The sequence below is a fragment of the Thalassotalea ponticola genome (assembly GCF_041379045.1).
In the GTDB taxonomy this organism is placed as follows: Bacteria; Pseudomonadota; Gammaproteobacteria; order Enterobacterales; family Alteromonadaceae; genus Thalassotalea_A; species Thalassotalea_A ponticola.
The window spans coordinates 2022606-2046647 of sequence record NZ_CP166871.1 but is presented as its reverse complement, the minus strand read 5'-3'; the positions used below and the strand labels follow the sequence as shown (position 1 = coordinate 2046647).

The following is a 24042-nucleotide window of genomic DNA, read 5'->3' as shown; positions in this document are numbered from 1 at the left end:
TATAATGACCACAGACATTCGATGCTACCGCATCATTTATTGTATTGGAGAAGATCAATGTTTAAAGGCGGCATGGGCAATATCATGAAGCAAGCCCAGCAAATGCAAGCGAAAATGGAAAAAGCGCAAAAAGAAATTGCCGAAATGGAAGTAATCGGCGAATCAGGCGCAGGCATGGTTAAAGTGACAATGACCGGTAGCCACAACGTTCGTCGTATCGAAATCGACGAAAGTTTGATGGAAGACGACAAAGACATGATTGAAGATTTAGTTGCCGCGGCATTTAATGACGCAGTGCGTCGTGTTGAAGAAACGTCGAAAGAAAAAATGGCAGCCGTTACTGGTGGAATGCAAATGCCACCTGGCATGAAAATGCCTTTCTAGATGCAAATTACTGAAAAGTAAGCTTATTTGTTTTTATTTTGTGTCATGGGACATCCATGGGACAAGAAAAATGCCAAATTATGAAAAAAGCTCAGACGACAATCTGAGCTTTTTTGCTTTTATGATTGGATATTTTTACTAAGTTAACAGGAGATTTGTCCCAGTTTATCGGCAAGCTTGTTAATATAGTTAGGATCTTGACCTGGAATCCATTTAGCGTAAACGGCGCTTATCATATCCCAGTTTTTGTGACCCATTTGTTGTGCTAGCCAAGCGGGGTTGGCTCCGGCCATTAACATGCGACTGGCGTACGTATGCCGTAACTGATATGCCGGACGATACGAGAGGCTTGCTTCGTTTAACCACATTTCTTTCAGGCGATCTTTAATGGTTAGTTCTGTGTAATCGATTGTTAAGCCATATTGACATCAGCTCGGTATAATCAGTGATTTTGCAGTCAACATGAAAAAGTGACATTCAACTTACCAAATTTTATTCCCTAAACAATCAAATTCGTTCACTAATTAATAACTCAACATTCCTTCTCGTTACCGGCGTCACTCAAGATACGTCTTTGACCTGAGAAATAGAAATTTTGGTTATTGCGTCAGGTATTTCAGATGGGAAAATATTTCAAACGATATTAATCGTTCGGCATCAAAAGTAACAAAGCACGGAGGGAACAGAAATACAGGCGAGTTAGACGACCTAGATATTCCTGAGTTGATTCCCCAAGGTAATCATGTGAACTGACGTATGTCAGCTGTTACTGGCAGGGGCTTTTACTAAGCGAGATAGTTTATTTAAAAGGGAGGGGGGAAGTGGTCAGTTAAGCACTAGGACAAGGCTCGTTTTGTTATTTAATGAGTTAGTAAAATTATACAAGTTTGTGAAAAGTCCACGCGCTACTAATTCTTGGAATAATGCATTCATCAAAACAAGCGAGGAATGCAGCTATGAATACAGCGGAAGAGTTACACCCCGAAACTTTCCACGAACTACTAGACAAAGCGCTAGAAAACGCAGGGTTTTCTACGCTTAAGCATATGACGCATATACGTAATTTAGAAAACATTTTAAAATACGGATTACACAGCCATGGTAACAGTTTTCAAACAGAAGACATTAGCAACCAAACTGTTAATGATCGTCGTTCACGCCGTGATCCTTTTTTTCATCGCTCCTTGCATGACTACGTACCGTTCTATTTTAACCCTCGTAATGCCATGTTGTACAAGACACAACGAGAGTATGGCCAAGATATTATTATTCTTGGATACAGCCCTGAACTGCTGCTGCAGAATGAAATCCTTGTGACAAACGGTAATGCTGCCTGCGATGATACTTTGTATTCGCACAATTTTAACTATTTGTTCAAGATTGATTGGAAGACTGTATTTTCAAGCAGTTGGTGCTACGATGGTCTGTGTGACCATAAGCGCAAGCAAAAAATGATGGCTGAGGCGTTGATTCCAGCGCCACAAGGTCTTGGCAAACACTATCTGCGCACCATTTATTGTCAAACCGAGTACGTTAAACGTATTATTGAAAAGCACTTTTCACTTGGCCACATTAGGGTGGTGTGTAAACCGTCGTTATTTTTTAAGGGGTAAGTAATGATTGCAATGAAGAAAGGTAATATTTTTGCCTCAAAATGCGACACCATAGTTAATACTGTTAATTGTCAAGGTGTGATGGGCTCAGGTATTGCTTTGGAGTTTAAGCTGCGTTACCCAGAAATGTTTGAAAAGTACCAAGAGCTATGTAAAAGCAAGAAAATTCAGATAGGGAAATTGTGGAATTATACGGCTCCATCAGAACGTTTTGGCTTTAAGCATATTTTAAACATACCGACAAAAGATAATTGGAAAATGCCGAGCAAACCTGAGTACGTAGAGCTAGCATTACATAAATTTGTCGGTACTTATAAAAAAAGCCCGTACACAAGTGTCGCTTTTCCATTACTAGGCGCGGGGCGCGGTGGGCTTGACGAGAAAGAGATAATTGACATGATGTATCATTACCTTGCTGATTGTGATATCGACATCGAGATATGGCAGTTCGATGCCAAGGCTAAAGATGATTTATACGCTACATTGCAACAAGCGATTGATACGCAACCGCTAGAGTTATTAAGGCAACAAATCGGCCTCACAGAAAAAACGTGGGACAAAATCTATCAGGCCACTTTATTAGAAAAAGTAAACAGTATTACGGCCATTGGTGCTCAACCCGGTATTGGTGAAAAAACACTGGATAAGTTAATTCACTTTTGTGCACCTCCTCAGTTAAGGTCAAATCAAACGCTGTTTTAGGCGACCTTGTAACTCGTCTTGTAAATGTCGCAAAAACATTTACAAGACAAGCCATTTTCACATGTTTATTTTTTTAGCTCTCAATATCGCTTCTGGCTTCATAATAGCCGTATCAGAACAAGTTACGGGATACATGTGAACTACGCAGCTACGTCATCACGCTTTTCACAGCCAGTGAATACTACTTGGCAGCCAAAATCGCTAAATAGAACCGTTGACCTATCGAGTTGGAAAAGAATAATGAAACGAGCGTGCCCTAATCTAAAAAAAAGGGATATCGTCTACCTAAACCGAACCTATTTTGACCTTGCACAAAAGCAAAAAATATACGAGCGCACCGGTTACAAGGTGATAAACATTACTGGGAATGGTGAAGCGATTTGGCAATGAGGGCAAGTTGTTCGAATGGACGAACAACAATACTCGGAGAATTAAATACAGTCACTTCAGGGATAGCATGCCGACCTGTTAAGTGGAGAATTTCTGCGATAGATTAGATTTCATATTGAATTAGCGAATAATGATGTATGTTCTTGGCTATATTAGCGTTAATTAGTGGTATTTCCCACAAATAACACGAAGCCGTTCTAACTAATTGATAATTAATTGCAAATCCTGTTTATATTCCGGATTGACAAATAGATGTCAATCCTTATTATCTAAATCAGGGGTTGTTGTTTAGTGGGTTCCGTCACAGGCAGCAATGAGCGATCTACAGTCATTCAGCTTTTAGCTGATTTGATTGCATAGTCTAAAGGCGAACAGTTCGTCAACTACAAACAAGTTAAGTTGCAAGGAGGCATTTGTGAAGGATAAAGAAAAAATTGCAGTATTTATTGATGCCGATAACGCGCCAGCGAAAAAGATAGATAAAGTGCTATCAGAGTTAGCAAGATATGGCGTGGTCAATATTCGAAAGGCATATGGAAATTGGAAAAATCAAAATTTGAAGCCTTGGGAAGATGTACTGCATGAGTTTGCTATACAGCCAGTTCAGCAGTTTGACCTGACTAAGGGGAAGAATGCCACAGATATGGCATTGGTAATTGATGTGATGGATGTCCTGTACACAAAAGACATTGATGTTATTTGTTTAGTATCCTCCGATTGCGATTTTACTCCACTGGTAACTCGTTCATTGGCAGATGGCAAGTTCGTTATTGGTTTTGGTGAACGAAAAGCGCCATTAGCTTTCGTAAATAGTTGCTCTCGTTTTCTTTACCTAGAAGAAGAGACGGAAAAAGTATTACCCATTCAAAATCAAGCCAAGAATATCAAAAGTGACACAAAGTTAATTAACTTGTTAAGGCAAGCAATTGAGGCCGTCGAAGAAGATGATGGTTGGGCTATGTTAGGGCCAATTGGCACTCACATTTCTAATCATGCATCCTTTGACCAACGTAATTACGGCTTTAAAAAATTGAGTGATTTATTCCAAGCGATTGATCTATTTGAAATGAAGAAAACAAACGGCTCAGTTTTATGGGTGAGAGATAAAAAGAAAGCCAAACAAATTAATAAGTCACGGCAAGTAACTCAGCAAGGCTGCGCGTTAGCTTAAGGCGTTACTGAAAATCTGCTTTCTTAATTTCATGTTTTCATTGATTCACACCAATAACTCAGGATGGCACGTTTGCGCCGGTTGGCGATATAGCGTAAGTTGTTGATGAATTGACGTAGCGGTCTACGGTCGTTACGAGCGAGGAACGGAAATTTGAATAAAGCTCCTTCGTCGCTAATTTTAGCCAAGCTTAATACGCTCCATATTGAGGCGTTAACTCTACAGGGAGACAAACATCAAAATCCGAGAAATAATTATTAATGATAGGAGTGTTAAAGAATTTGTCCGTAGGTTCAGTGAAGATATATCAGAGGTAATTAATAATTTTGAAAGATCTGAGAAAATCTTTGAGAATGAATATAGTGATTCGACTGAATCAACATTGTGGGTAAGAGAATATCTTTTTCTTTGCTTTGAATCTCAAATTTCCGGACTTCGGTTACTTACTGAAGGTTTTGTCAATGCCGCTGGAAATACATACAGAATTTCTTATGAGGCTCTAGCAATGTGTATGTTATTAACCGCAGATACAAAAGTTAAAGTTGGTAGAGGAAACCAAGAGAGATTTATCAATTTTTATGATGCATATTGTTCGAAAGATAAATCAGCTTCACCACATAATGCTATTGATATAGTAGTGAATAATTCTGATACTGTTGGTTTAATACAAGGTTCTATTTGGCTTAAAAAAGCGAAAGATTTTTATAACGGTTATTCCCATGCGTCGAGTTTGGCTTTTTCATCTCTTGCTATTAAGAATGGCCGTTCGATTGTAGGGGGCGGGTATAACCCAGAAAAGGATAGTATCTATTATAACCACTTACAATTTGCTAAACGTTTCTCATTTCAACTTCCCGAGTTGATAAGCAGTATAGCGAAAAGAGACTTAACAAAGCTAGTCAAATCGCCGATATAAGATATGGGAGGATTCGAAATAAATTGCTCGCCTTTGCTGGCAGCGTTGACATGACGAAATCATCATATATTAGCAATTGCTAACAGGCCGAGTTTGGCACAAAGCAGTCATTTGGCCCCTTTTAAAAAGCGAACACGCAACCGTCGTCATCCTCACTCTTCTTGTTGTTTATCGGGACATATTCACACTTAAAAGCGGCGTTGAGCAACATTTCTAATGAAAAATCAGCTCCTGTTGGTGAATGCTCAAGAGCACGCATCCAACCCAGGTATTGATGCAAATAGGCAGTACCAACTCCATGAAACCGCGCCATCCACGTTTTTAACCTAGACATGTAATTGTTAACATTCTGGATGTGATATACGCGCTTTATAACACGAGTCCCCTGAGAGGTAATACTTCTGTAGTGTTTAATACCATGAGCTTTGGCGAATGACTTATAAACTTGGCTTCCATCGGTGCAGAGGATTGATTCATCGGTGATAATTGGCTCTAGCGCCCCGTGTATTTCTTGATTGTTTGGCGCATCGAGAACAAAGTCTGTAAGCCCTCCATTTCTATCGCGCACGATTAAGACAGGTACTTGATCATCTCGAAATTTTTTGTTGCCGAGACCGCCTCGCTTCCTGGCCGGACGGTCATGAATGGTTTGATTTCCTTTAAAAGATTCAAGAAAAAATGTTTCGTCACACTCAACTATTCCAGCGACTTCACTAGTTTTATCATGTGTTGGCCCAGCCAGAAATCGATGTCGCCACCTAAATGCTGTACTTACAGCAACATCTAGTATCTCAGCCACGCGCCAAAGAGGAAGAGCATCAAACATACAATCCAAATTTTTTTCCCATAGACTGCGCTTTCTCAAGCGCGCCAATGGCGTTTTGGTTAACGCGTTAAAGGTTTTTAGGCAAGCTTTGCATTTGTAACGCTGTAGCCCAGAAGCACTGCCATAGCGCTGCACATGCTCGCAATCGCAGTGAGGGCAAAGGATGTCATCACCTTTGCATTTATCAATTAGGAGGCTAATTCCTCCACGATTAATCTCATCATTTAAACGGTGTTGAAGTAAGTGCTTTTGATTGTTTGTTAGCTTGGGAACTTCTCTGAGGAGCTGAGTGAAAAGGTTGAGCTTCATTTCGAGTCATTAAGTGGCTAAAAAGTACAGTATATTATAGACCAATTTACGTGATCCATAATTAACGCTAATATAGCCATGTTCTTACAGTATGTCATTAAAACAAAGTTCAACAACGTTGGGTATTTTGGTTTCTTTTATAACCCTATTTTTTAACATATTGTTATAATTTGAAAAATTCATTAGGGAGTGGAAATGTTGCGCGCGTTCAAGGGGTAAGACTACTCCCATATCAACGTCTTGCTTATGTAATTTGAGTATTGTATGTTTGTTGTAAACAGTACTTAAATGAGAAAAAATGACTATACATATCAATCTTTTATCGGCACAAACAATCCCCAATACCATCCCCATTTTGGCGATGAAACCGTCGGTTCAAAAAATCTATTTGGTTGTTGCTGGTAATGATTTTGTGGGTAAAGCTCAGCACTTAAAGCAATTTTATAAACGCAATGATATTGATGACGTAGAGATTTTCTCTTGCCCTGATGCTAATGACTACTATTCATTACGCTATAAAGCCAAAGAGTTATTTGACAATATTCAGGCTTTTTATCCTGGCCAGCAAGTTATTTTAAATGCAACGTGTGGTACAAAGCCGATGTCATTTGCGTTTGTTCGCCAGTTTGATGATCCTAGCGAAAATAGCTTAGCTATTTATGTCGCCGCAAACAGTAACCAAATCATTTTCTTGTCTGACTCAGATAAGCTCAAAAACGTTGATACCAGTTCGGTCATGACGATAGATGATTACCTTTACCTCAATATGTTCCAGCTTCAAAAAAAAACCGGTACCAGTTGCGACGATGACGTGCAAGCAAGAGCGTCAATTACTAAATCTATATTACAGTTAGCGACAGAGTACCCAAAACTCATAAGCTTAATAAACCATTTGGCTCAGAAGTCTTGCTTTAATCGGCCGTCGTATTTTCAGCCAATGGTGCCGTTGGCGAATACACCTCGCGGCACGGTTGCAGAATTGTTTGCCATTCTTGAGTACCAAGGACTAATCCAATATACCGATACGTCGATTACATTTGATTCACCTGAAGTTGCTCGGTACATTGGTGGTGGTTGGTTTGAAGAGTTGATTTATCTAGCCGCGATAGAAGCACAGGTAGAAGAGGTTGCCCTCAACGTGACGGGTAAGCTAATTAGCGATGATGGTGAGATATCGTCGGTTCAAAACGAACTGGACGTTGTTTTATTACACAATAATCACATGATGATAGTAGAAGCAAAAACAGCCAATTGGGAAAATTCAGTGTCTTCAGGGCAAGAAGCGATGTCCAAATTAGATAGTTTGAGCCAGCAATATGGCGGTAGCGATACTAAAGCTCTTATTGCGATATTCTATCCGTTACCTGAACAAGTCGCTCAACGCATCGAGTCCATAAGACATTTATCGGCTTTGCATGTTCAAACCTATGAGCAACTTGTTGAGACGTTCAAAAACTGGAAACATCAAAGTGATCGTACAACTTTCTAATTATTTAATAACCGTTTTTGTATTTTTTAAAGCCTCCACCATCGGAGGCATTTTTTGTGACGCCAATACACATCAGCCCCTTCCAAAGCGTACGTTTAATTTGACAAGTTTGTCTTAGCACTACGCCTGTTCTTTATTTGCCACAATACACGCAAAGCAACGCGAGATATTACACCATGAACAACAGCGAATATTTAATAGCCAAGAAACAAGTCGTTTGTAAGCTCAATAGGAGCGGCATAAAAGCTAATCAGCTAGATGCAGCCGAAGTTGATTTGCTAATCGCACAGCGCATTGATGAAAAAATGAAAGCGTTGAACTCAGAGTTGTTGCATCGAACATTGGGCTATGTTTTGGTTTGTGGATCTCGTCGCAGAGAATGTTAATACACTTGAGTCAAATTTGAAAAGTGTTGGTATTGGTGGTGCTACAGGCGTAGCCGTAAGTCTCTTATTTGGAATTTAACATGGGATAATTTTTCATTTTTTTTACTGAAAAAGCGTTATCTCAAATGTTAAAAAACCAATGGTTTGATTGTTAATACTTGTTTTTATTTTAATTATTGGGTTATCGTTAGTTGAAGATCTTGCTCGTACTGCACTCATACCGATCTGGTTTGTTTTGTTGATTAAGTGGGGTGGATTTAGTGTCGCAATCGTAATGATTGCTAAACGAATGGCAGAAATACGTTTTGGTTTTACCTGCGGGGTATTCTTTGGTAACAAACTCGGAGCTAAACAACGTTGTGAGAATGACCTTGTTAATAAACCGTTATTACTAAGGCGAAAAGATATCTTGGCTAATAAAGTATAGCCACAAGCAATAATCTCAGTTCGGACACTACAACCGTGTTTGTTCACAAATTTACAAAGCAGTTTACGGATTTAACAGCAGAATGAATAAAACGTTATTTGTTAGTCGTCACCTGGCGACCATTGAATGGGCAAAGGTCAATGGTCTTAATATTGATGCTTGGGTGGAACATTTAGATGAGTCAGTGGCTTTAAAGCCTGGCGACCATGTAATTGGAACGTTGCCGATTAATATAGTAGAGAAACTAAACTCTCAAGGTGTGACATACAGCCATTTTAGCTTAGATATTAAAAAAGACTTAAGAGGTAAAGAACTGACAATGGAACAGCTCTTGTCGTGTCAACCAAGGCTAGATAGCTACTCCGTTACTCGGAATTTATGATGACAAACACAGGGAACCAAAGATGATTTATAGCTATTTATTTGAAGCAAAATCGATTCAAAGTTATTTGTTTGCATCGAATAAAATGAAAGATGTTATCAGCGCAAGCGAGCGTTTGGATAATCTAATTAACGCACACGATCAGAGCTTGTTAGCTAAGGTACTCGATGCCGCAGACTTGTCGCATGATCTTTACGACCCGCAAATGAAAGATAGTGATGGTGTGATTCATTTTGTTCGTTGTAAAGGTGGTGCATTCTACAGTTATTGCAGTATAGAAGAACCACTCAATCGTTTAAGAAGTATTTGGACACTGACCTTACAACAACTCTTTCCATCCTTGACCCAGTGTGATGCGGTAACCAAAGGTGCAACGTTACAAGAAGCTCTTAAGCTAGGTCATGAGCAATTGTCTCAAGATCGTAATTTACCTCAAGTGAGCTACCCCGTTTCCTTAGCTATTTCGGAACGAGCACCATTGACGGGTAAGCAGGTAACTGCTGAGGTATATGATAGAAGCGCTAAAACGTTGGTCGATGCCGATGTTGAACTACATAGAGCGTATTATGAATCTGCAGGTATCGCGCATAACTCTCCCTTGCAAGAGCGCTTCACCCCCGAGGCCCATATTGGTGAGTATCAATATGAGCAATCATTCGAACACTTCCAAAAACGCGATCTCGCATTGGTGCACATCGACGGAAATGGCTTGGGGAAACTGCTCATTGCACTCAAGGAGCAACTGAGTCATGCAACGGCAGAGGAATATAGGCAGGCATTCAGGCTATTTTCTGATGCAATTGAAACTGCGACCATCACTTCAGCAAGAAAGGCGACAAAAAAAGTCTCGCCATTAATAAGATCTGATAATCAGCTCATGGCAATGCGACCCATCGTGCTAGGCGGTGATGATGTCACGCTATTTATTAAAGCCGAAGCTGCTGTAGATTTTGCGAGAGAGTTTTGTCAGCAATTTAGTCAGGCTTCAAAAGTGCACCTAGCACCACTAGTTAAATTATATCCTGCTATACCAAGCGAACTTAGTGCTAGTGGTGGCATCGTTTACCACAAGGTTAATCATCCTTTTTCAACTATGCATCACCTCGTTGAGGGAATGTGTAGCTACGCTAAGTCACTGACCAAATTAACAACAGATGAACAACCTATTGGACCCGCAACACTCGGTATCCTTCGTGTTGGTACGGTCTCTCAAAATAATGCAGATAGTCTCCTCGAGCATAGCTTACACGCGCGCTTGATGCTAAAAGAGAATGTCACGTTATCCTTGGGGGTATCGCGCTTCTACATAGAAAAACAAGAAGACTTAACTTCCCCTGACTATGACACGCTTAAAGAGTTATTAAACATCAGCTTACACCGTAATGCGCCAGTTTCGATGAGCCGATGGCGACAGATGGCGACGCATTTACGAGCAGGTAATCACGAAGAAGCCAGCCGAATTTACCATCGTGGTCGCGCGTTATGTGGCGATGCTGTTTTAGTTAGACAACTTGATGAGCTGTTATCAAAAATTTGCCTCAAGGGCTATCAAATCAATGACCATTTACCTTGGGTTTTCACCCCACATAATCCAGAGTGTGATATTCACTACACCATCATCAACGACTTATTGTTGCTAGAGCATTACCAAAGTAGTGAACCAAAACTCGTTCAACAGGATTTGGCTGATTATGGGGAGAATGTATAAATGAGTAAGCTACAAATAAAGTTTGATATCCAAAGCTTTTGGCATATTGGGTGCGCAGAGGAAGGCGGTGCTTATGTCGATAGTTTAATGTTAAAAGACCGAAATGGTTTGCCCTACCTTCCAGGAAGAGCAGTGAAAGGCTTATTACGCAGTGCTTTTTCACTTGCAGAGAGCAAAGGGTGGTTTCAAGCACCCGAAGAGTTGTCCAATTTAACGGATTATATTTTTGGCTCAGAAGGCGAAGGTTTAGCTACCCAAGGCTTGTTAACGATTGACAGTGCGAGTTTAGGGCAAAATGAAATGGAGTTTTTTGTAAGCAACAACGGTGCAGCAGAGCAACTTTTCGATGTTCATTTCTCTACCGCAATCAATGAAAACGGTGTCGCACAAGAGGGTTCACTTCGTTCAATGGAAGTAGCTGTGCCGATGGTATTAGTATGTGACATTGATATTCAAGAAAATTCGTTAAAGCCCCTGATTGGTGTCGAAACGATTAAAAGTTGGCTCAAGTCGGTGTGCCCATTGGTTAGTGAGTTTGGTGCTAAACGAACCCGTGGATACGGTCAAGTAGTCGTAACGGCGGAGTGATTAAAGTATGAGTACTGAACAAAAGCTACAATATTTTAAAATTACAACACTACAACCCGTTGTAATGACAGCTTATAACGCGACGCAAGGTGGTTTGCAATCTTTAGACTATTTAACTGGCAGCAGTCTGTTAGGGCTTGTCGCAAGTAAGTTATATTCAAAGCTTAGCGATGACCAGTCTTGGGAGATTTTTCATAGTGGTAGTGTTCAATTTTCAGATGCCTATCCGATAGTAGATGGTTTCCCTACGATACCAACACCAGCTTCATGGCATTTTGAAAAAGCAAAACGTTGGAATCAAGATGGTCAAATTGACTTTTCGGAGTTAACTAACCATTGCTCAGTTGAGTTTTCCAGAGATAACAAAATTCAATATCAGCAATGCCGTGGCGGCTTCATTACAGGAGATGGTCGAGTTGCAAATATTAGGCAAACCCTTGTGACCAAAACCGCTCTTGATGAACATCAAACAGCAAAAGCTGGGCAACTTTTCAATTATACAGCAATAGATGCGGGGCAAACATTTCTTGCTTGTATCTGTGCCGACGCCCAAGCGTTGGAAATGATCACTGCCACAGTATCGGGTATTCACTCTCTTGGTCGTTCCCGGTCAAGTGAATTTGGTAAAGTCATGATAGAGGCGATAGAGTCTCCATTTATTGAACAACACTCTCTCAATCAAAACGATGCATTAGTTCTTTTTTGTCAAAGCGATATAGAAGCTATCAACCAATTTGGTCAACCCACGTGTACTCCAACGCTGAGTGAGCTAGTTGAAGGTGTAACTGACGACATAAAACTCTCCGCTAACAAGAGTTTTATCCGCACTCATCGAGTAAACCTGTTTAATCGTGCTCGTGGAGGCTTTGATTCAGAGCATGTTCTTATTAGTAAAGGTTCTGTATTAGTTTTTGAACGAGCGAGGTTAACAGAGGAGCAATTACGTAAGTTGGCGTCCGCGGTTGGTATTCATAACCAACTAGGATTTGGAAAAGTTATCATTAACCCAGCTTGGTTAACTGATGATAAATATACAGACACACTGTTTACGTGTCGAAAAATAGAGATGAGTACAGCGAGAAAAAGTAAGTCTGTAGCTGCGACAACGCCTCTTACTCGCTTTGTCTTTGCAAGGTTGACCAAACAGCAGACCACTTGCAATGATAGGCTAGTCGTGCAGAGCATGATCAAAGATATCGTCAGCCTCTACAAAGTAGCTAGAGGCTACAATCAAATTGTCAATGCGCACGATATTGGACCATCAAGCTCGCAACTTCGACGAGTATTCGAAGTGTTTAGAACCAATAAAAACGCTCCGTTTACAGAGCTTTTTGAAGGTGAACATGCGGTATGTAAGGTCGATAATGACGAATTTGGCTGGGGGGCTTCTTGGGACAATGGCGTGACGTTTACGACGTTCGCTGCTGAAATGAAGCAGCTACTAAAAGGTAAAACAATTTCGCAAATAGAGCGCTTTATTGAATTGTTATGCCGTTATGAGCCCTGCCAATACCAGAGCTTGAAGAAGCTTCAAAAGGAAGTGCTAAGTGCAGAGGGTGAGTACTAATGGCAAATACTGAAAATCGAAAATGTACTGACATTACCGTGGTAAAGTTAGTTCTTGAGACTGCAAGCCCTATGGCTATTAACTCAGGATTGCGCGAAGTAGGCTTCGATAACCAGCTCGTTCGTGATGTTAACGGCTTGCCGACAATTCCTGCAACAGCATTTGCGGGTGTATGGCGACATTTAGCAACATCAACACTTGCAAACAAACTCGATATTGATCATTACTTTGGCTTTACTAGCAAGAGTCAAAGCAACGGCGCTATAGAAAGCGCTGCTGCACGAATTGTTGTGAGCAATGGTCGAATATTAGATAGCAATAACCAAGTTGTCGAAAATTACCAGTCACCAGAGAAGATTGCTGATGACCCTATATTGTCAATCTGTTTGCACGAACGTCCTATGTATCGAGAACGGGTGTCTATCAATGATCGAGGTGTGGCTAAAGATACAGGTAAGTTTGATCAAATTTTACTTCCTAAAGGGATTCGATTCGCGCTTACTATAAAAGTCAAACAGGCCTTGAACAGTGATTTAGATTTACTTTTGGGTGTACTTAACGATAAGCGTTTTGCGTTGGGTAGTTCGACACGTAATGGCTTAGGACAAATTAAAGTCGTTAACAGTGACGTAATCAATATTAATCTAGCTGAAGGTATAAAGGCTGGAGAAAGGTTGCAGTCAGTGTTATCACAACCGTGCAGTAATAATAACGATCTTGCGAAACCTCAATATCATACTCATACCTTGGGCTTACTGGCCACTGTTCCTTTACAAGGCTTAGATTATTGGCGTTGTGGTCGAGGAAGTGAGCTTTTGGGTTCTGTACCTAGCTCGGGATCGGTAGGCATTATGACGTATAGTGAAACTTGTGTCCGGTGGGTAGACAATAAAGCGAAAGTGACAGAGCGTATTCCAGTATTTTGTGGTTCCTCTATCAAGGGGATCTTAGCACACCGCATTGCTTACCATTATCGTAGACATACCGACCAGTGGGCTGAAAGTATGGCAACCGCAAGCCACGACGACTGGCAAACTCGACCACAAGCAGTAAATGAATTGTTTGGTTACGCGACAGACGGGCAACAAGACGATGATGGCGCATGGTTAAACAAAGGGCAAGCGGGTCGTTTGGTCGTATTAGATAGCATCATTAACTACGATCCTGAAAACATCACTATCAGAACTCACAATACCATTGACCGCTTTACGGGCGGGGTGCGAAAAGGTGCTCTGTACAGTGAAGAATTAATTTATCAACCGACATTTACTGTCCATGTTTACATTACTCCAGGTGAAGCGTTACCCATTGAATTACAACACGCAATCAGAGATACATTCGATGATATTCGCTTGGGCATGTTATCTATGGGCGCCGGCAGTGGCCGAGGCTCCTCTGCAGTGCAGCTCCAATCGGAGCAAACAATGACATTTAATTCACATTTGTTGGGAGAGTAACAAGGTGAGCTTAGAAACCTATCAAAAACTTAAAAACCTCTCGCTGAATGTTGACCTACCAATGCTTTGTTCAGCGAAACTGCAATTGAGCTCTAAAATGGGCACAGTTGAAGATGTGTTAACAGCAATTGAGACTTTAAATCCAAACGCAGGTTGGCAAATGTACCGAGATGAAACGGTAACCAGCGCTGAACTAATTACCCGAAAAGACTTGATTGAAGCGCAATACTCCGACGGTAAAAATAGCGTTCATATTAAGCTTACAGGTAACCAATTTCGAATTACGTCCTTTATTGTATCTGAAGCTGATACAGACATAGAGTGGGTTTATAAGAGACAAGCTATGTACCTTTCTAATAAAGTTTCTCAAAACAAAGCTGTGTTCAATATTTGGTATAAGCAAACTACAGAAAGTAAATGGCAGCCTTTCGCACAGCAGTTTGTTGGCTTTTACGATGAGGAGAATAGTTAATGATTCAAGTTCAAGCCCCTTATCATTTTGTTCCGTTATCAAAATGGGTCTATATGCCTGATTGGGCTCATTTAGTGAGCCATGATGTGCCTTTTGAAAACGGAATTTCAGGCATCATCAAATATCATTTAACTAACCACACGCCGTTGTGTGTAGGTCACAGTAAAGACCAGCAGAATGTTTTACGCTTTGCGCGAAACCCAAAAGGTCAACCCATAGTTCCTGGTTCATCCTTAAAAGGCATGCTATGCAATGTGATGGACATTGCAGCGTTTGGGAAATTTAATCAGGTAGATGACTTCACCCTGTCTTATCGAGATATTGCGTCAAAAGGTGGTAACAAGAGCGCTTACTTAAAATTGCTTGATGGAACAGGTTCTCAGCCTGGCTGGATAAAATATAATTCAGACAAAGAAGTGTGGGAATTTACCAAGTGTAAGGTAGCGAAAATCCATCATGATGAAATTGAAAAGTATCTTGATATCAAAATCTGTAATAAAGATAAGGCAATCAAAAAATATTCGAAGTTACCGTTAACGCAAACTGTTAAAGCAATAATATCGGATCCTAAGGGTGTAAAGAAAAACCAATGGGCCGAAAACTTAGGTATGGGCAACACCGAAGGGCATTGCGTATTTACTAATCAACGCATACTTGGTCAGGGTAAGCCGGAAAGCTATGAATTTAGTTACTTTTTCTTTGCGAAAAATGACAAAGTCACAAGTGACCAAATTGGTGAGCAAGTCAAGAACTTATTTGCTAATCACCGTTCGGTTGAAGAAACAGTGAACGGTGTGAAGTATGATCAAAGTGATTACCTTATCAAGCATGCGCATCCCGAACATGGCATTCCTGTGTTCGCATTAATGATGCAAAATAAAGTACATTCATTCGGTTTTGCTAGAATGCCACGAGTAAGTTATACAAACTCTAATCATGATTTGATTAAAAATTTGTCAAAAGAGCACATGGAAGATGCATATTTTAGCTTAACAGAACTCATATTCGGTACGCTACGAGACAAAGGTTTTGGCCTCAAAAGTCGAGTTCAGTTTTCGGATGCGGTGATGACCAATAAAGAGACATCAATGATATCAAGTCCATTGGTGTTGGCAGGACCCAAACCGAGTTTCTTAGGCGCGTATATAGAGCAACCAGAACCTGAGGAATACCATAGTTATGGTTATCTAGACTCTAAAGAAACGGCAAAAGTTGCGGGCTGGAAACGCTACCCGGTAAGGCAAGAGTTTAAAGAAAATCCACCGTCAAATGACAATCTGAATGTTCAGACTCGATTAGAATTACTCAGTGAAAATCATACTTTTGAAGGTCAAATTAGCTTTCATAATTTAAAGCGAGAAGAGCTAGCGGCGTTAGTGTGGGTATTAACACTTAACGGTTCTAGTGCTCACTTTCACACCTTAGGCCATGGTAAGCCGCTTGGTGCAGGCGCGGTGCAGTTCGATTTACAATTAAACCCTGAGCAGTTACGCGCTAATCGCGGTGTTCTAACGAATATAACCGTGCATGGATTAGTGGAAGAGTTTACGACACATATGAACGAACAGTTAAAACAAGGTAAGTGGTTAGAAACACCGCAATTAAAACATCTACTTGCCTTGTCAGATAGTTATATTAGTCATGAAAATGACTTTTTATATCATGAGTTGAAGGATTTTCAGAAGATCAAGAATGCCAAAGCATCGATAGAATCTTTGAGCTATAACGGTGTTAACCTCAGTCGCACAGAGCGTGCACCTGATAAAATGGGCAGTTTATCGTTTGGTCGTGGTCGTTTGTCTGCTTTGTTCGATTCAGAGTCTAATCACCATCGTGAAATGTTAGAACTTGCCGAAGAATCCGAGACAATACACGAGAGAAAAAAACAGAAATCTGAGCAGCGAGCTAAAGCGCAAAAACTCGCCGATGCACCACCTGTTGAGAAAGCGTGTGGCGAACTGCAATTGATAGTTGACGGACAAGATGCCTTTAACAGCACCGAACAAAAAAATGCGGCGAAACAAATACGCAACGTGTTAAAGTCGCTTAAAACACTAGCTGAAAGTGACGAGCTGACATCGGAGCAAGTTAAACAGGTATTATCAATAGCGCAGCAAATCACCATAAAACCAGGTGACGTGCAGAAGTTAACTAAGTGGCTGAGTCAGCAATGACCTTAGCGTTAGACGAACTCAGCAGTCAATTTCGGCTGCTAAAACTTCATGTCACTATAGCGTTTGAGAAAACAGGAACGTTACCCGATTTTAAAGGATCTATGCTTCATGGATGGTTCGGACACGCTTTAAAGGGCGGGGGGGGCAATGCGTATAATGTATTGTTTGGCAACCATGCGCCTAATCAGCCCAAGCCTTATGTAATATGTCCAAGTAATGATCATAAAGCAGATTACCAAAAGGGCGAATTATACTCTTTTGAGATCACGCTGTTGGGTGATTCCGTTGTGCTCGCAGATAAGCTTATTACAGCCGTTCGGTATGGCGAAAAATTGGGGTTAGGCTATCAAAGGCTACCATTTAAAGTGGTAAGTATTGCTAGTAATACACCGTTGGGCTTAAAACCTGGACTGCATATTTGCAACTTGCAAGATTGGTTAAGCGATTTGAGAAGTTATCCAGAGCAGACTCAGGAAATGGCTGTGCAGATGATAACGCCAATGCGCTGCAAATACAAAGGTTGCATTATTAAAGAGCCGGTAAACGATTTGAATTTTTGGGTGACTCAAGTACTTAGGCGATTAACCCAACTGACCAAGTTTTGGGTAAATGACTCACAGACTTTACTCGACAATGTTTATGCGCAACAGCTGCCTATTCACGTTGAAACCGGGGAAGCGTTCGGTTATTACGAGGATTGGCAGCGTTACTCACTGAAGCAAAAAGAGCAACTACCATTTGGTGGGGTGAAAGGGCAAGTGAGCTTTTATGGCATGTTAGGCTTGGCACCAATATTGTTAAAAATAGCCGAACTCATTCACATCGGGGGCAAAACAACATTTGGGTTGGGGAAAATCAAACTAATTTATTAACTCAGCCCAGGTTTAAAAAATAGAGGGATTTAATGAAAAACATACTAATTTCAGTGCTCGGCTCTTCCCCAGCGGTTATTACAGAAACCTTGTATGCATTGATCAAGAAAGGCAGATTTCCACAAGAGGCTCATCTTTTTACCACGTCTCACGGCAAGGAAACATTTGAGCGTCTGAATGTGATAGAGACTATTCGGGCTATGTGCAATGATTACCAGCAAGAGCCTATTTTACTCAATAACCTTGAGTTTCATATTGCTAAAAACGCTCATGGAGAGGCTATTGAGGATATTCGTGATGAAGCTGATCAAGTCGCAATTGCCGATACGATAACATATGTTATCCGTGATATTGTCGGTAAAGATCACGATAACACGACAGCAATTGATGCTTCTATCGCAGGTGGGCGCAAGAGCATGTCATTTTACATGGGCTACATTTTTAGTATGTTCGCGCGTGAGCAGGACAACTTAAGTCACGTATTAGTTGATATGGTCTATGAGGGGACAGATTTTATGTACCCAACCGTTGATTCTAAACCTCTAACATTTCTGTATGGTGACAACAAAGGAAAAATTAAGAAAGTTGATGGCCAACCACTTGACGCTAAAAACGCAATCAATGCTATTGAACTTGCTGAAATACCCTTTATTCGCCTGAACAATAGTTTGCGTGATGCAAATGATTCCTTTGTTTATGGTGGGAAGCTCTCTTATTCAGAATGCATCACAGCGTATCAACTGAGTATGAAACCAGAAAATATTGAGCTATCTGTGGATAGTGACAGACTGTTAATTGAGATTAATGGCAGTGAAATTCCATTATCACCAGAGCAACTGGCATTATATATAGCGGTTTTAAGAGATACTATTTCAGGAGACTTTCAAATTTTTCGAAGTGATTGGGATAACACTTGGGGGACTATTGAGGGGCGATGGATCAAAGAATTAGCGACATTCGTGAATTATGATATTGAAGGTGAGCCGATAGATAATTTTGAAAATATTTGTGATCAATTTGATGATGTATATGACAATGTTCGCGTAAGCACCGCGACAAAAAATACAGTTCTAAAAAAAGGGGTTACCCCGAGTATTTTCGACCGTTTGATTCGAGAGATAAAAGAAGCAATTGCAGAAAAAACGGTGGGTAATACATTTCGTTTGTGTATACCGACACCGGTGAGCGTCAACGCTAATGACTTTCATACAGAGTTGCCAGAGGCTCGAAAAGAGACAAAGTCTAAGACCGACAAACGCGCAGCAGCTTATGGTTTGTTACTCAACCCACGGCAGATAACGTTACACTAAATTTACTTGTTGCATGCAAAAGAATAGCAAATACTGTCGCTATTCTTTCGCTTTTACCACCGTGTCCTGTGCTAAATCGTAATACCTGACGTTCACAAACTTGTCATCCCAATAAATTTTCTCCGCATAGCTACTATGGAAACCAAGTTCAGTAACTATATTGGTCGTCCATGATGCATAACTCAGTAGACATACTTTTTAACGAAGCTCAAAACGAGCAAAACGAACCTGTTCCATTCACGCCTGCCGACTTAAAACAAAGGTATGCTTTGTTGTATCAATCACTGGTTCAAGCTATGCCGGGCTTTAGAGTGCGAGAGCAGCAAGAGCAGATCATTGAGTGTTGTGGCGAAGCTATTCGCACCCATGGTATAGCGGCGATCCAAGCCGATACGGGGGTAGGTAAAACATTGGGCTACTTACTTGCCGCACTGCCATTTGTTACCGAACAAAATAAAAGACTTGTCGTATCGACTAAAACGGTAGCCCTACAAACACAGCTAATAGAAAAAGATATTCCGACGGTTCAAGCGAACCTTGCATCAGATATTAAAGTCGAAATTGCTAAGGGAGTGAACCGTTACTACTGTCCAAAGCGAGCACATGACCTTCTAGCGAAAACCGAGAAAGTTAGCGGTAATAAAACACAAAAAAACTTACTTGATGAGTTGATTGAAGAAGACGAATTACAGGCCAATGCAGGTGATGATCAAATCATTCTTGTTCAAAAAGTTTACGACGCATTCGCAGATAAATCGTTTTCAGGTGATCTTGATACTTGCGAGTTGCCTGGGATAACGGGTATTCAGAATATGCTCAACCGCCAATCGGATCGATGTCCAAAAGTTAAAAACTGTGATTTTGGCGAATCATGCCCTTATTTTAAACAGCGCGAAGCGATCGAAAAAGCTGACATTGTCATTGCCAATCACTCCTTGACCTCGATTGCAGCCTCAAATCCTCATACCGTACTGGGAAGCTTAGCAGACGATATTATCGTATTTGATGAGGCGCATCATGTTCACGATGTGTATCGAGACAGCCTGCAATCATCATTTTTGCCGTCAGAGATGGAAAGTGTGCGCAATAAAGCGGATAAGTTGCGCAAGTTGCTAAGTAACCTAGAGCAGGTGCCAGCACTATTTAGTAATAGCTCAAGTGACAACTTAACAACCGCCCTGAATAAATTTCGCGATTCCGTTGAAAGCAACAGTACTGACGTCGTCGAATTAGATAGCTATTTACTCAATAACTTTAATACGCTGCGTGGCAATGTTGGTGAGTATGACAATACTGAACACTGGTTATTGTCGTTAAATCCAACAGAAAAATCTCTTTCTCAATTGATTCAGGCGACCTTACAAGCGTTAGTCACTATGAACCGAGATCTGACATTACTGATTAAGAACAGCGAAAATGCCAAGTTTTTCGAACATGACAATTTGGACCAAAGATCTAAGCGCTTAGTGACTGAGTGGCACCGCTTACTAGACAAACTAAACACGTACTTTGGCGAAGGCATCGTTTGCCTGCAGCGCTATGTTGAGTTTGATGAGTGTTTAACGAACACGCAACGCATTGACAGCGGGCTGGTTCGCTGGATAGTGCGCGACATAAAGAAACACGGTACTGTTTTTCATATTAAGTCAAATTCAGTCAGCATTCGAGAGCACTTTAAAGAGCGCGTAATCGACGTGGCAGGCTCTCTTGTGTTCACTAGCGCAACACTTAAGGTGCTAGGTGGATTGGAGTATTTTGTTGAGCCGTTAGGGCTAAACGATAGCGACAAGTCACTAATGACGGCCGACATAGTATCGCCTTTTGATTATCAAGCCGCTTGTTTTAGCGCGCCGTTATTTCACGGCAACCCAAAGAGCGCTAATCATGCAGAAACGGTGCTTAGCTTCTTGCAGCAAAGTGTAAATCGACATAAATCTATTTTGGTTTTGTTTATGTCATATCGGCAGATGAACGAGGTTTTCACCCTTTGCAGTCATGCGCTTAAGCGCAATATTTTGCGACAAGACGACTTTAGTAAACGCGAACTGATTGAACGGCATAAAAACCGTATAGACGCTGGAGAGACCTCGATTTTGTTTGGGGTTGATGGTTTAAGTGAGGGACTTGATCTTCAACAACACTACTTAACATGTGTTTTGATCACCAAGTTGCCTTTTCCGGCACTTAACGAACCTATGTTTAAGCACTTAAGTTGCATGTTAGAAGCCAAAGGCCAGTCGTCATTTGTACAGCAATCGTTGCCAATTTGCGAGCGTAAACTCATCCAGAGTGTAGGGCGTTTGATTCGCAGTGAACAAGATTATGGTGAAGTGATTTTACTCGACCCTCGGGTAAATACAAGTCGCTATGGCAAGTCGCTGTTAGCGGCTATTCCTATGATTCAACGTAACTCAAGCGCTATTTAGCCAATAGTTCAACAATAGTGCCCGTTAACCCTAACCTAATGAGAAAGGAGAATTTGATGAGTAAAGGCATTAATAAAGTCATTGTACTTGGAAACCTAGGTAGGGATCCGGAAATTAAGTATTTTGCTAACAATACCAGCATTTGCAATTTATCCATAGCAACGAGTGAAACATGGAAAGACAAAGTATCTGGAGAGCAAAAAGAGGCAACCGAATGGCACCGTGTGGTGTTAACTAATCGCTTGGCCGAGGTGGCAGCTGAGTACTTAACTAAAGGCGCAAAGGTATATATTGAAGGGAAGTTACAGACTCGAAAATGGCAGAATCAGTTGGGCCATGATCAATATACAACTGAGATCCGAGCCCATACAATGCAAATGCTAGACTCTCGCACTGTGCAAAATACGGCTGAATATAGCGCCTCTTCCTCGTCTAATCGCGCTCGGCAACAGAGCTCTTCCAACCGCGTTTCACAGTCAACTGCAACAACCACTGAAAACACTCAGTGGGACGACGATATACCGTTCTAGACAAAGATAGGAGAAAGCAGCTGATCAAGTGCTTAATTTGGATATAAAAAGGCAACTGTTTTTATGCTGCTACGATATCTCTGATACTGCTAGGCGGGAGAGAATTTGTGCCATTGTGAAGAGTTTTGCCGTTGGTGGCCAGTATTCATGTTATGAATGTTTTTTATCTCGCTCAGAGTATCAGATGCTTGTTCGAATGTTAAAAGCGAGTAGTGAGCCGGGCGATAGTATCGTATTGCAACCAGTGCTGTCTTACGAAGAGGTTAAATATCTTGGCGTGGCTACGGCTCCTGTAAACTTAGGCTTTACCTATATTGGATAAACATGGAAACGATTTTTATTGATAGGAAAAATACCCAAATCACAGTTGCCCAAGGAAGATTAAAAGTAAAACATCCTGGTATGGAAGGTAGTTACACGAGCCTACCCCTCACTCAAATGAACGCATTAGTCATAAGTTGTGATTGTCAACTGACCACGGGTATGTTGCGCAGTTTAAGTAAATTTAAGGTCTCACTGATTTGCCTGAATAACCGCAATCCAGACGCTAGTATGATCAGTGTGCCCATGTCTAATGGCAATATTGCAAGGCGCGTAGCGCAATATCAGTGTATATCTGATGACGCACAGAAAAGTTTATTCGCTCAAAAGCTTATTAGACGAAAAATTACTTTACAATTAAGTATGCTTCGCAAGCTTAAATCACAACGACCCGACAAGGCCACACAGTTTAATCGGGCGATATCAGCGTTACAGAAATTGAGACTGAAAACTTCGACGAAGTTGGCGGACGCGACTGCAAATATGCATACATTGATGGGCTATGAAGGCATCGCCGCTAAGCACTATTTTTCAGCGTTTACTGAAGCTTTTGCCCCCAGCCTAGAATTTACAGGAAGAAACAAACGGCCACCACGCGACCCAGTGAACGCAGTTCTGTCGTTGATGTACACAATGACCTATTTTGAAGCAATCCGAGCTTGTCATGGTGCAGGTCTTGCCCCTTATTTAGGCGTTCTTCATCAGCCCGACTACAATCGCGCTTCCTTGGCGTGTGATATTGAGGAACTGATCAGAACACAGGTAGATTTTTGGGTCTATGAGATGTTTCGCTTGAGAGTGCTGCGTTCCGATCATTTTTGTCGCGAAAATTCGGGGGCGTGTATGTTAACAAAAGCAGGCAGAAAAGTATTTTTTGCGCAGTTAGCGATCGCGATGCCGCAATGGCGAAAATATTTGCGTTCAATTTGTGCAATACTTGCTAAAACGCTAGTCGAGCGAGACAACACAATATGACGACACATTACATTATCAGTTACGATATTAGGCATCCAAAGCGTCTTAAGCGAGTGCATAAAGTGTTACTTGGTTATGGGATCCCTTTGCAATATTCGGTCTTTTATCTCAAGACCAGCCAGAGTTTGCAGATAGCTGAAGTGTGGGAAGAGTTAGCGCAAATCATTAACAAAAAGGAAGACGATGTCAGGCTATATCCGGTTAATAATGTGCATCTAGATGATTGGAATAAATTAGGAGCAAGTAATGTAAACGCGGGTATTTATATCGATTAAAGAGCAAACGCATGGTGTATGATCACTAGGTGTGCTACCTTGTTATAACCAACACCATCAAACCATGAATGATGAAATCATCAACTTTTGAGTTTTTAAATTTTTCTTCAAACCTACTTTTAACTTGTTGTTTAAATAAGATAAAATTAGGGTCTAGTGTTGGAATGTTGCCCCGTGATAAAGGGGATTAAGACCTCTTTGCTCTCGGTAAACGCAAAGTAATATAGTTGGAATGTTGCCCCGTGATAAAGGGGATTAAGACGACATAGTATGCATGCGTTGATAAACGGTAATGGTTGGAATGTTGCCCCGTGATAAAGGGGATTAAGACGCTCAAAATAGCGGTGTAGTGCCTGTGTTAACGTTGGAATG

23 protein-coding genes, 1 pseudogene and 1 CRISPR repeat array (1 of these 25 cut by a window edge) are annotated in these 24042 nt (G+C 41.1%); of the genes and pseudogenes, 22 read left to right on the top strand and 2 right to left on the bottom strand.

Annotation, left to right across the window (positions count from 1 at the left end):
* Window positions 1-57: 57 nt before the first annotated feature.
* Window positions 58-384, top strand: a complete 327-nt coding sequence (locus ACAY30_RS08840; RefSeq protein WP_290250223.1) for a YbaB/EbfC family nucleoid-associated protein — start codon at window positions 58-60, stop codon at window positions 382-384.
* Window positions 385-527: 143 nt separating this feature from the next.
* On the opposite strand, the gene ACAY30_RS08835 is transcribed toward ACAY30_RS08840, so the two are convergent.
* On the bottom strand, window positions 528-752 hold the full coding sequence (locus ACAY30_RS08835) for a tyrosine-type recombinase/integrase (RefSeq protein ID WP_290250222.1): 225 nt from the start codon (window positions 750-752) through the stop codon (window positions 528-530).
* A 588-nt stretch (window positions 753-1340) separates the two neighbouring features.
* Between ACAY30_RS08835 and ACAY30_RS08830 the strand changes: the two genes are divergently transcribed.
* From ACAY30_RS08830 to ACAY30_RS08815, 4 genes are all read left to right on the top strand, one after another.
* Entirely contained in the window at window positions 1341-1997 is a 657-nt protein-coding gene (locus ACAY30_RS08830) for a DUF4433 domain-containing protein (RefSeq protein ID WP_290250221.1), read from the top strand.
* A gap of 81 nt (window positions 1998-2078) precedes the next feature.
* Entirely contained in the window at window positions 2079-2699 is a 621-nt protein-coding gene (locus tag ACAY30_RS08825; RefSeq protein ID WP_371189878.1) for a macro domain-containing protein, read from the top strand.
* A gap of 805 nt (window positions 2700-3504) precedes the next feature.
* Window positions 3505-4260, top strand: coding sequence for an NYN domain-containing protein (locus ACAY30_RS08820; protein WP_290250219.1), 756 nt, complete (start codon window positions 3505-3507; stop codon window positions 4258-4260).
* A gap of 382 nt (window positions 4261-4642) precedes the next feature.
* Complete coding sequence (locus ACAY30_RS08815) at window positions 4643-5176, top strand: hypothetical protein (RefSeq protein ID WP_290250218.1); 534 nt, start codon at window positions 4643-4645, stop codon at window positions 5174-5176.
* A gap of 121 nt (window positions 5177-5297) precedes the next feature.
* Here the strand turns inward: ACAY30_RS08815 and ACAY30_RS08810 are convergent, their stop codons facing one another.
* Window positions 5298-6311, bottom strand: a complete 1014-nt coding sequence (locus ACAY30_RS08810) for an IS1595 family transposase (RefSeq protein ID WP_353958570.1) — start codon at window positions 6309-6311, stop codon at window positions 5298-5300.
* A 298-nt stretch (window positions 6312-6609) separates the two neighbouring features.
* Here ACAY30_RS08810 and ACAY30_RS08805 point away from each other — a divergent pair, with 298 nt between their 5' ends.
* The 17 genes and pseudogenes from ACAY30_RS08805 to cas2 all read left to right on the top strand — a co-directional run bounded on the left by ACAY30_RS08805 (window position 6610) and on the right by cas2 (window position 23670).
* The gene (locus ACAY30_RS08805; protein WP_290250217.1) at window positions 6610-7800 is read left to right on the top strand and encodes a Card1-like endonuclease domain-containing protein; all 1191 of its coding nucleotides are present in this window, start codon (window positions 6610-6612) and stop codon (window positions 7798-7800) included.
* Between the two features lie 176 nt (window positions 7801-7976).
* Window positions 7977-8186 (top strand): hypothetical protein, encoded by a 210-nt coding sequence (locus ACAY30_RS08800; RefSeq protein ID WP_290250216.1) that lies wholly within the window; start codon window positions 7977-7979, stop codon window positions 8184-8186.
* 509 nt (window positions 8187-8695) lie between these two features.
* The gene (gene csx16 / locus ACAY30_RS08795) at window positions 8696-8995 is read left to right on the top strand and encodes a CRISPR-associated protein Csx16 (RefSeq protein WP_290250215.1); all 300 of its coding nucleotides are present in this window, start codon (window positions 8696-8698) and stop codon (window positions 8993-8995) included.
* A gap of 22 nt (window positions 8996-9017) precedes the next feature.
* Entirely contained in the window at window positions 9018-10703 is a 1686-nt protein-coding gene (locus ACAY30_RS08790) for a hypothetical protein (RefSeq protein WP_290250214.1), read from the top strand.
* Entirely contained in the window at window positions 10704-11291 is a 588-nt protein-coding gene (locus tag ACAY30_RS08785) for an RAMP superfamily CRISPR-associated protein (RefSeq protein WP_290250213.1), read from the top strand.
* Window positions 11292-11298: 7 nt separating this feature from the next.
* Window positions 11299-12858, top strand: a complete 1560-nt coding sequence (locus ACAY30_RS08780) for a hypothetical protein (RefSeq protein ID WP_290250212.1) — start codon at window positions 11299-11301, stop codon at window positions 12856-12858.
* Window positions 12858-14315, top strand: a complete 1458-nt coding sequence (locus tag ACAY30_RS08775) for an RAMP superfamily CRISPR-associated protein (RefSeq protein WP_290250211.1) — start codon at window positions 12858-12860, stop codon at window positions 14313-14315. The genes ACAY30_RS08780 and ACAY30_RS08775 overlap by 1 nt, the downstream gene beginning before the upstream one ends.
* Window positions 14316-14319: 4 nt before the next feature.
* Entirely contained in the window at window positions 14320-14787 is a 468-nt protein-coding gene (locus ACAY30_RS08770) for a hypothetical protein (protein ID WP_290250210.1), read from the top strand.
* Window positions 14787-16961, top strand: coding sequence for a TIGR03986 family CRISPR-associated RAMP protein (locus ACAY30_RS08765; protein WP_290250209.1), 2175 nt, complete (start codon window positions 14787-14789; stop codon window positions 16959-16961). The genes ACAY30_RS08770 and ACAY30_RS08765 overlap by 1 nt, the downstream gene beginning before the upstream one ends.
* 287 nt (window positions 16962-17248) lie before the next feature.
* Window positions 17249-17833 (top strand): CRISPR system precrRNA processing endoribonuclease RAMP protein Cas6, encoded by a 585-nt coding sequence (gene cas6 / locus ACAY30_RS08760; protein ID WP_290250208.1) that lies wholly within the window; start codon window positions 17249-17251, stop codon window positions 17831-17833.
* Window positions 17834-17865: 32 nt separating this feature from the next.
* Window positions 17866-19143, top strand: a complete 1278-nt coding sequence (gene csm6 / locus ACAY30_RS08755; RefSeq protein ID WP_290250207.1) for a CRISPR-associated ring nuclease Csm6 — start codon at window positions 17866-17868, stop codon at window positions 19141-19143.
* 170 nt (window positions 19144-19313) lie between these two features.
* Window positions 19314-21569: a helicase C-terminal domain-containing protein gene (locus ACAY30_RS08750; protein ID WP_290250206.1), complete on the top strand. Its 2256-nt coding sequence runs from the start codon at window positions 19314-19316 to the stop codon at window positions 21567-21569.
* Between the two features lie 56 nt (window positions 21570-21625).
* On the top strand, window positions 21626-22099 hold the full coding sequence (gene ssb, locus ACAY30_RS08745) for a single-stranded DNA-binding protein (RefSeq protein WP_290250205.1): 474 nt from the start codon (window positions 21626-21628) through the stop codon (window positions 22097-22099).
* Window positions 22100-22127: 28 nt separating this feature from the next.
* A pseudogene (locus ACAY30_RS08740) lies at window positions 22128-22280 on the top strand (hypothetical protein); the annotation flags it as partial.
* 3 nt (window positions 22281-22283) lie between these two features.
* Window positions 22284-22421 (top strand): hypothetical protein, encoded by a 138-nt coding sequence (locus ACAY30_RS08735; protein WP_371190289.1) that lies wholly within the window; start codon window positions 22284-22286, stop codon window positions 22419-22421.
* A gap of 2 nt (window positions 22422-22423) precedes the next feature.
* The gene (gene cas1, locus ACAY30_RS08730; protein WP_290250203.1) at window positions 22424-23395 is read left to right on the top strand and encodes a CRISPR-associated endonuclease Cas1; all 972 of its coding nucleotides are present in this window, start codon (window positions 22424-22426) and stop codon (window positions 23393-23395) included.
* Complete coding sequence (gene cas2 / locus ACAY30_RS08725; RefSeq protein ID WP_290250202.1) at window positions 23392-23670, top strand: CRISPR-associated endonuclease Cas2; 279 nt, start codon at window positions 23392-23394, stop codon at window positions 23668-23670. Before cas1 ends, cas2 begins: the two co-directional genes overlap by 4 nt.
* Window positions 23671-23828: 158 nt before the next feature.
* A CRISPR array of direct repeats spans window positions 23829-24042; the repeat unit is 36 nt; unit sequence GTTGGAATGTTGCCCCGTGATAAAGGGGATTAAGAC (it continues 1072 nt past the right edge of the window).

Excerpts from the sequence above, each read along its gene's own strand:
- ACAY30_RS08785 (WP_290250213.1), top strand. The coding sequence starts at position 10,704 with ATGAGTAAGCTACAAATAAAGTTTGATATCCAAAGCTTTTGGCATATT.
- ACAY30_RS08840 (WP_290250223.1), top strand. The coding sequence starts at position 58 with ATGTTTAAAGGCGGCATGGGCAATATCATGAAGCAAGCCCAGCAAATG.
- ACAY30_RS08800 (WP_290250216.1), top strand. The coding sequence starts at position 7,977 with ATGAACAACAGCGAATATTTAATAGCCAAGAAACAAGTCGTTTGTAAG.
- ACAY30_RS08835 (WP_290250222.1), bottom strand. The coding sequence starts at position 752 with ATGTGGTTAAACGAAGCAAGCCTCTCGTATCGTCCGGCATATCAGTTA.
- ACAY30_RS08750 (WP_290250206.1), top strand. The coding sequence starts at position 19,314 with ATGATGCATAACTCAGTAGACATACTTTTTAACGAAGCTCAAAACGAG.
- cas2 (WP_290250202.1), top strand. The coding sequence starts at position 23,392 with ATGACGACACATTACATTATCAGTTACGATATTAGGCATCCAAAGCGT.
- csm6 (WP_290250207.1), top strand. The coding sequence starts at position 17,866 with ATGAAAAACATACTAATTTCAGTGCTCGGCTCTTCCCCAGCGGTTATT.
- ACAY30_RS08810 (WP_353958570.1), bottom strand. The coding sequence starts at position 6,311 with ATGAAGCTCAACCTTTTCACTCAGCTCCTCAGAGAAGTTCCCAAGCTA.
- ACAY30_RS08805 (WP_290250217.1), top strand. The coding sequence starts at position 6,610 with ATGACTATACATATCAATCTTTTATCGGCACAAACAATCCCCAATACC.
- ACAY30_RS08830 (WP_290250221.1), top strand. The coding sequence starts at position 1,341 with ATGAATACAGCGGAAGAGTTACACCCCGAAACTTTCCACGAACTACTA.
- ACAY30_RS08775 (WP_290250211.1), top strand. The coding sequence starts at position 12,858 with ATGGCAAATACTGAAAATCGAAAATGTACTGACATTACCGTGGTAAAG.
- ACAY30_RS08790 (WP_290250214.1), top strand. The coding sequence starts at position 9,018 with ATGATTTATAGCTATTTATTTGAAGCAAAATCGATTCAAAGTTATTTG.
- ACAY30_RS08825 (WP_371189878.1), top strand. The coding sequence starts at position 2,079 with ATGGGCTCAGGTATTGCTTTGGAGTTTAAGCTGCGTTACCCAGAAATG.
- ACAY30_RS08765 (WP_290250209.1), top strand. The coding sequence starts at position 14,787 with ATGATTCAAGTTCAAGCCCCTTATCATTTTGTTCCGTTATCAAAATGG.
- cas1 (WP_290250203.1), top strand. The coding sequence starts at position 22,424 with ATGGAAACGATTTTTATTGATAGGAAAAATACCCAAATCACAGTTGCC.
- ACAY30_RS08735 (WP_371190289.1), top strand. The coding sequence starts at position 22,284 with ATGCTTGTTCGAATGTTAAAAGCGAGTAGTGAGCCGGGCGATAGTATC.
- ssb (WP_290250205.1), top strand. The coding sequence starts at position 21,626 with ATGAGTAAAGGCATTAATAAAGTCATTGTACTTGGAAACCTAGGTAGG.
- ACAY30_RS08780 (WP_290250212.1), top strand. The coding sequence starts at position 11,299 with ATGAGTACTGAACAAAAGCTACAATATTTTAAAATTACAACACTACAA.
- csx16 (WP_290250215.1), top strand. The coding sequence starts at position 8,696 with ATGAATAAAACGTTATTTGTTAGTCGTCACCTGGCGACCATTGAATGG.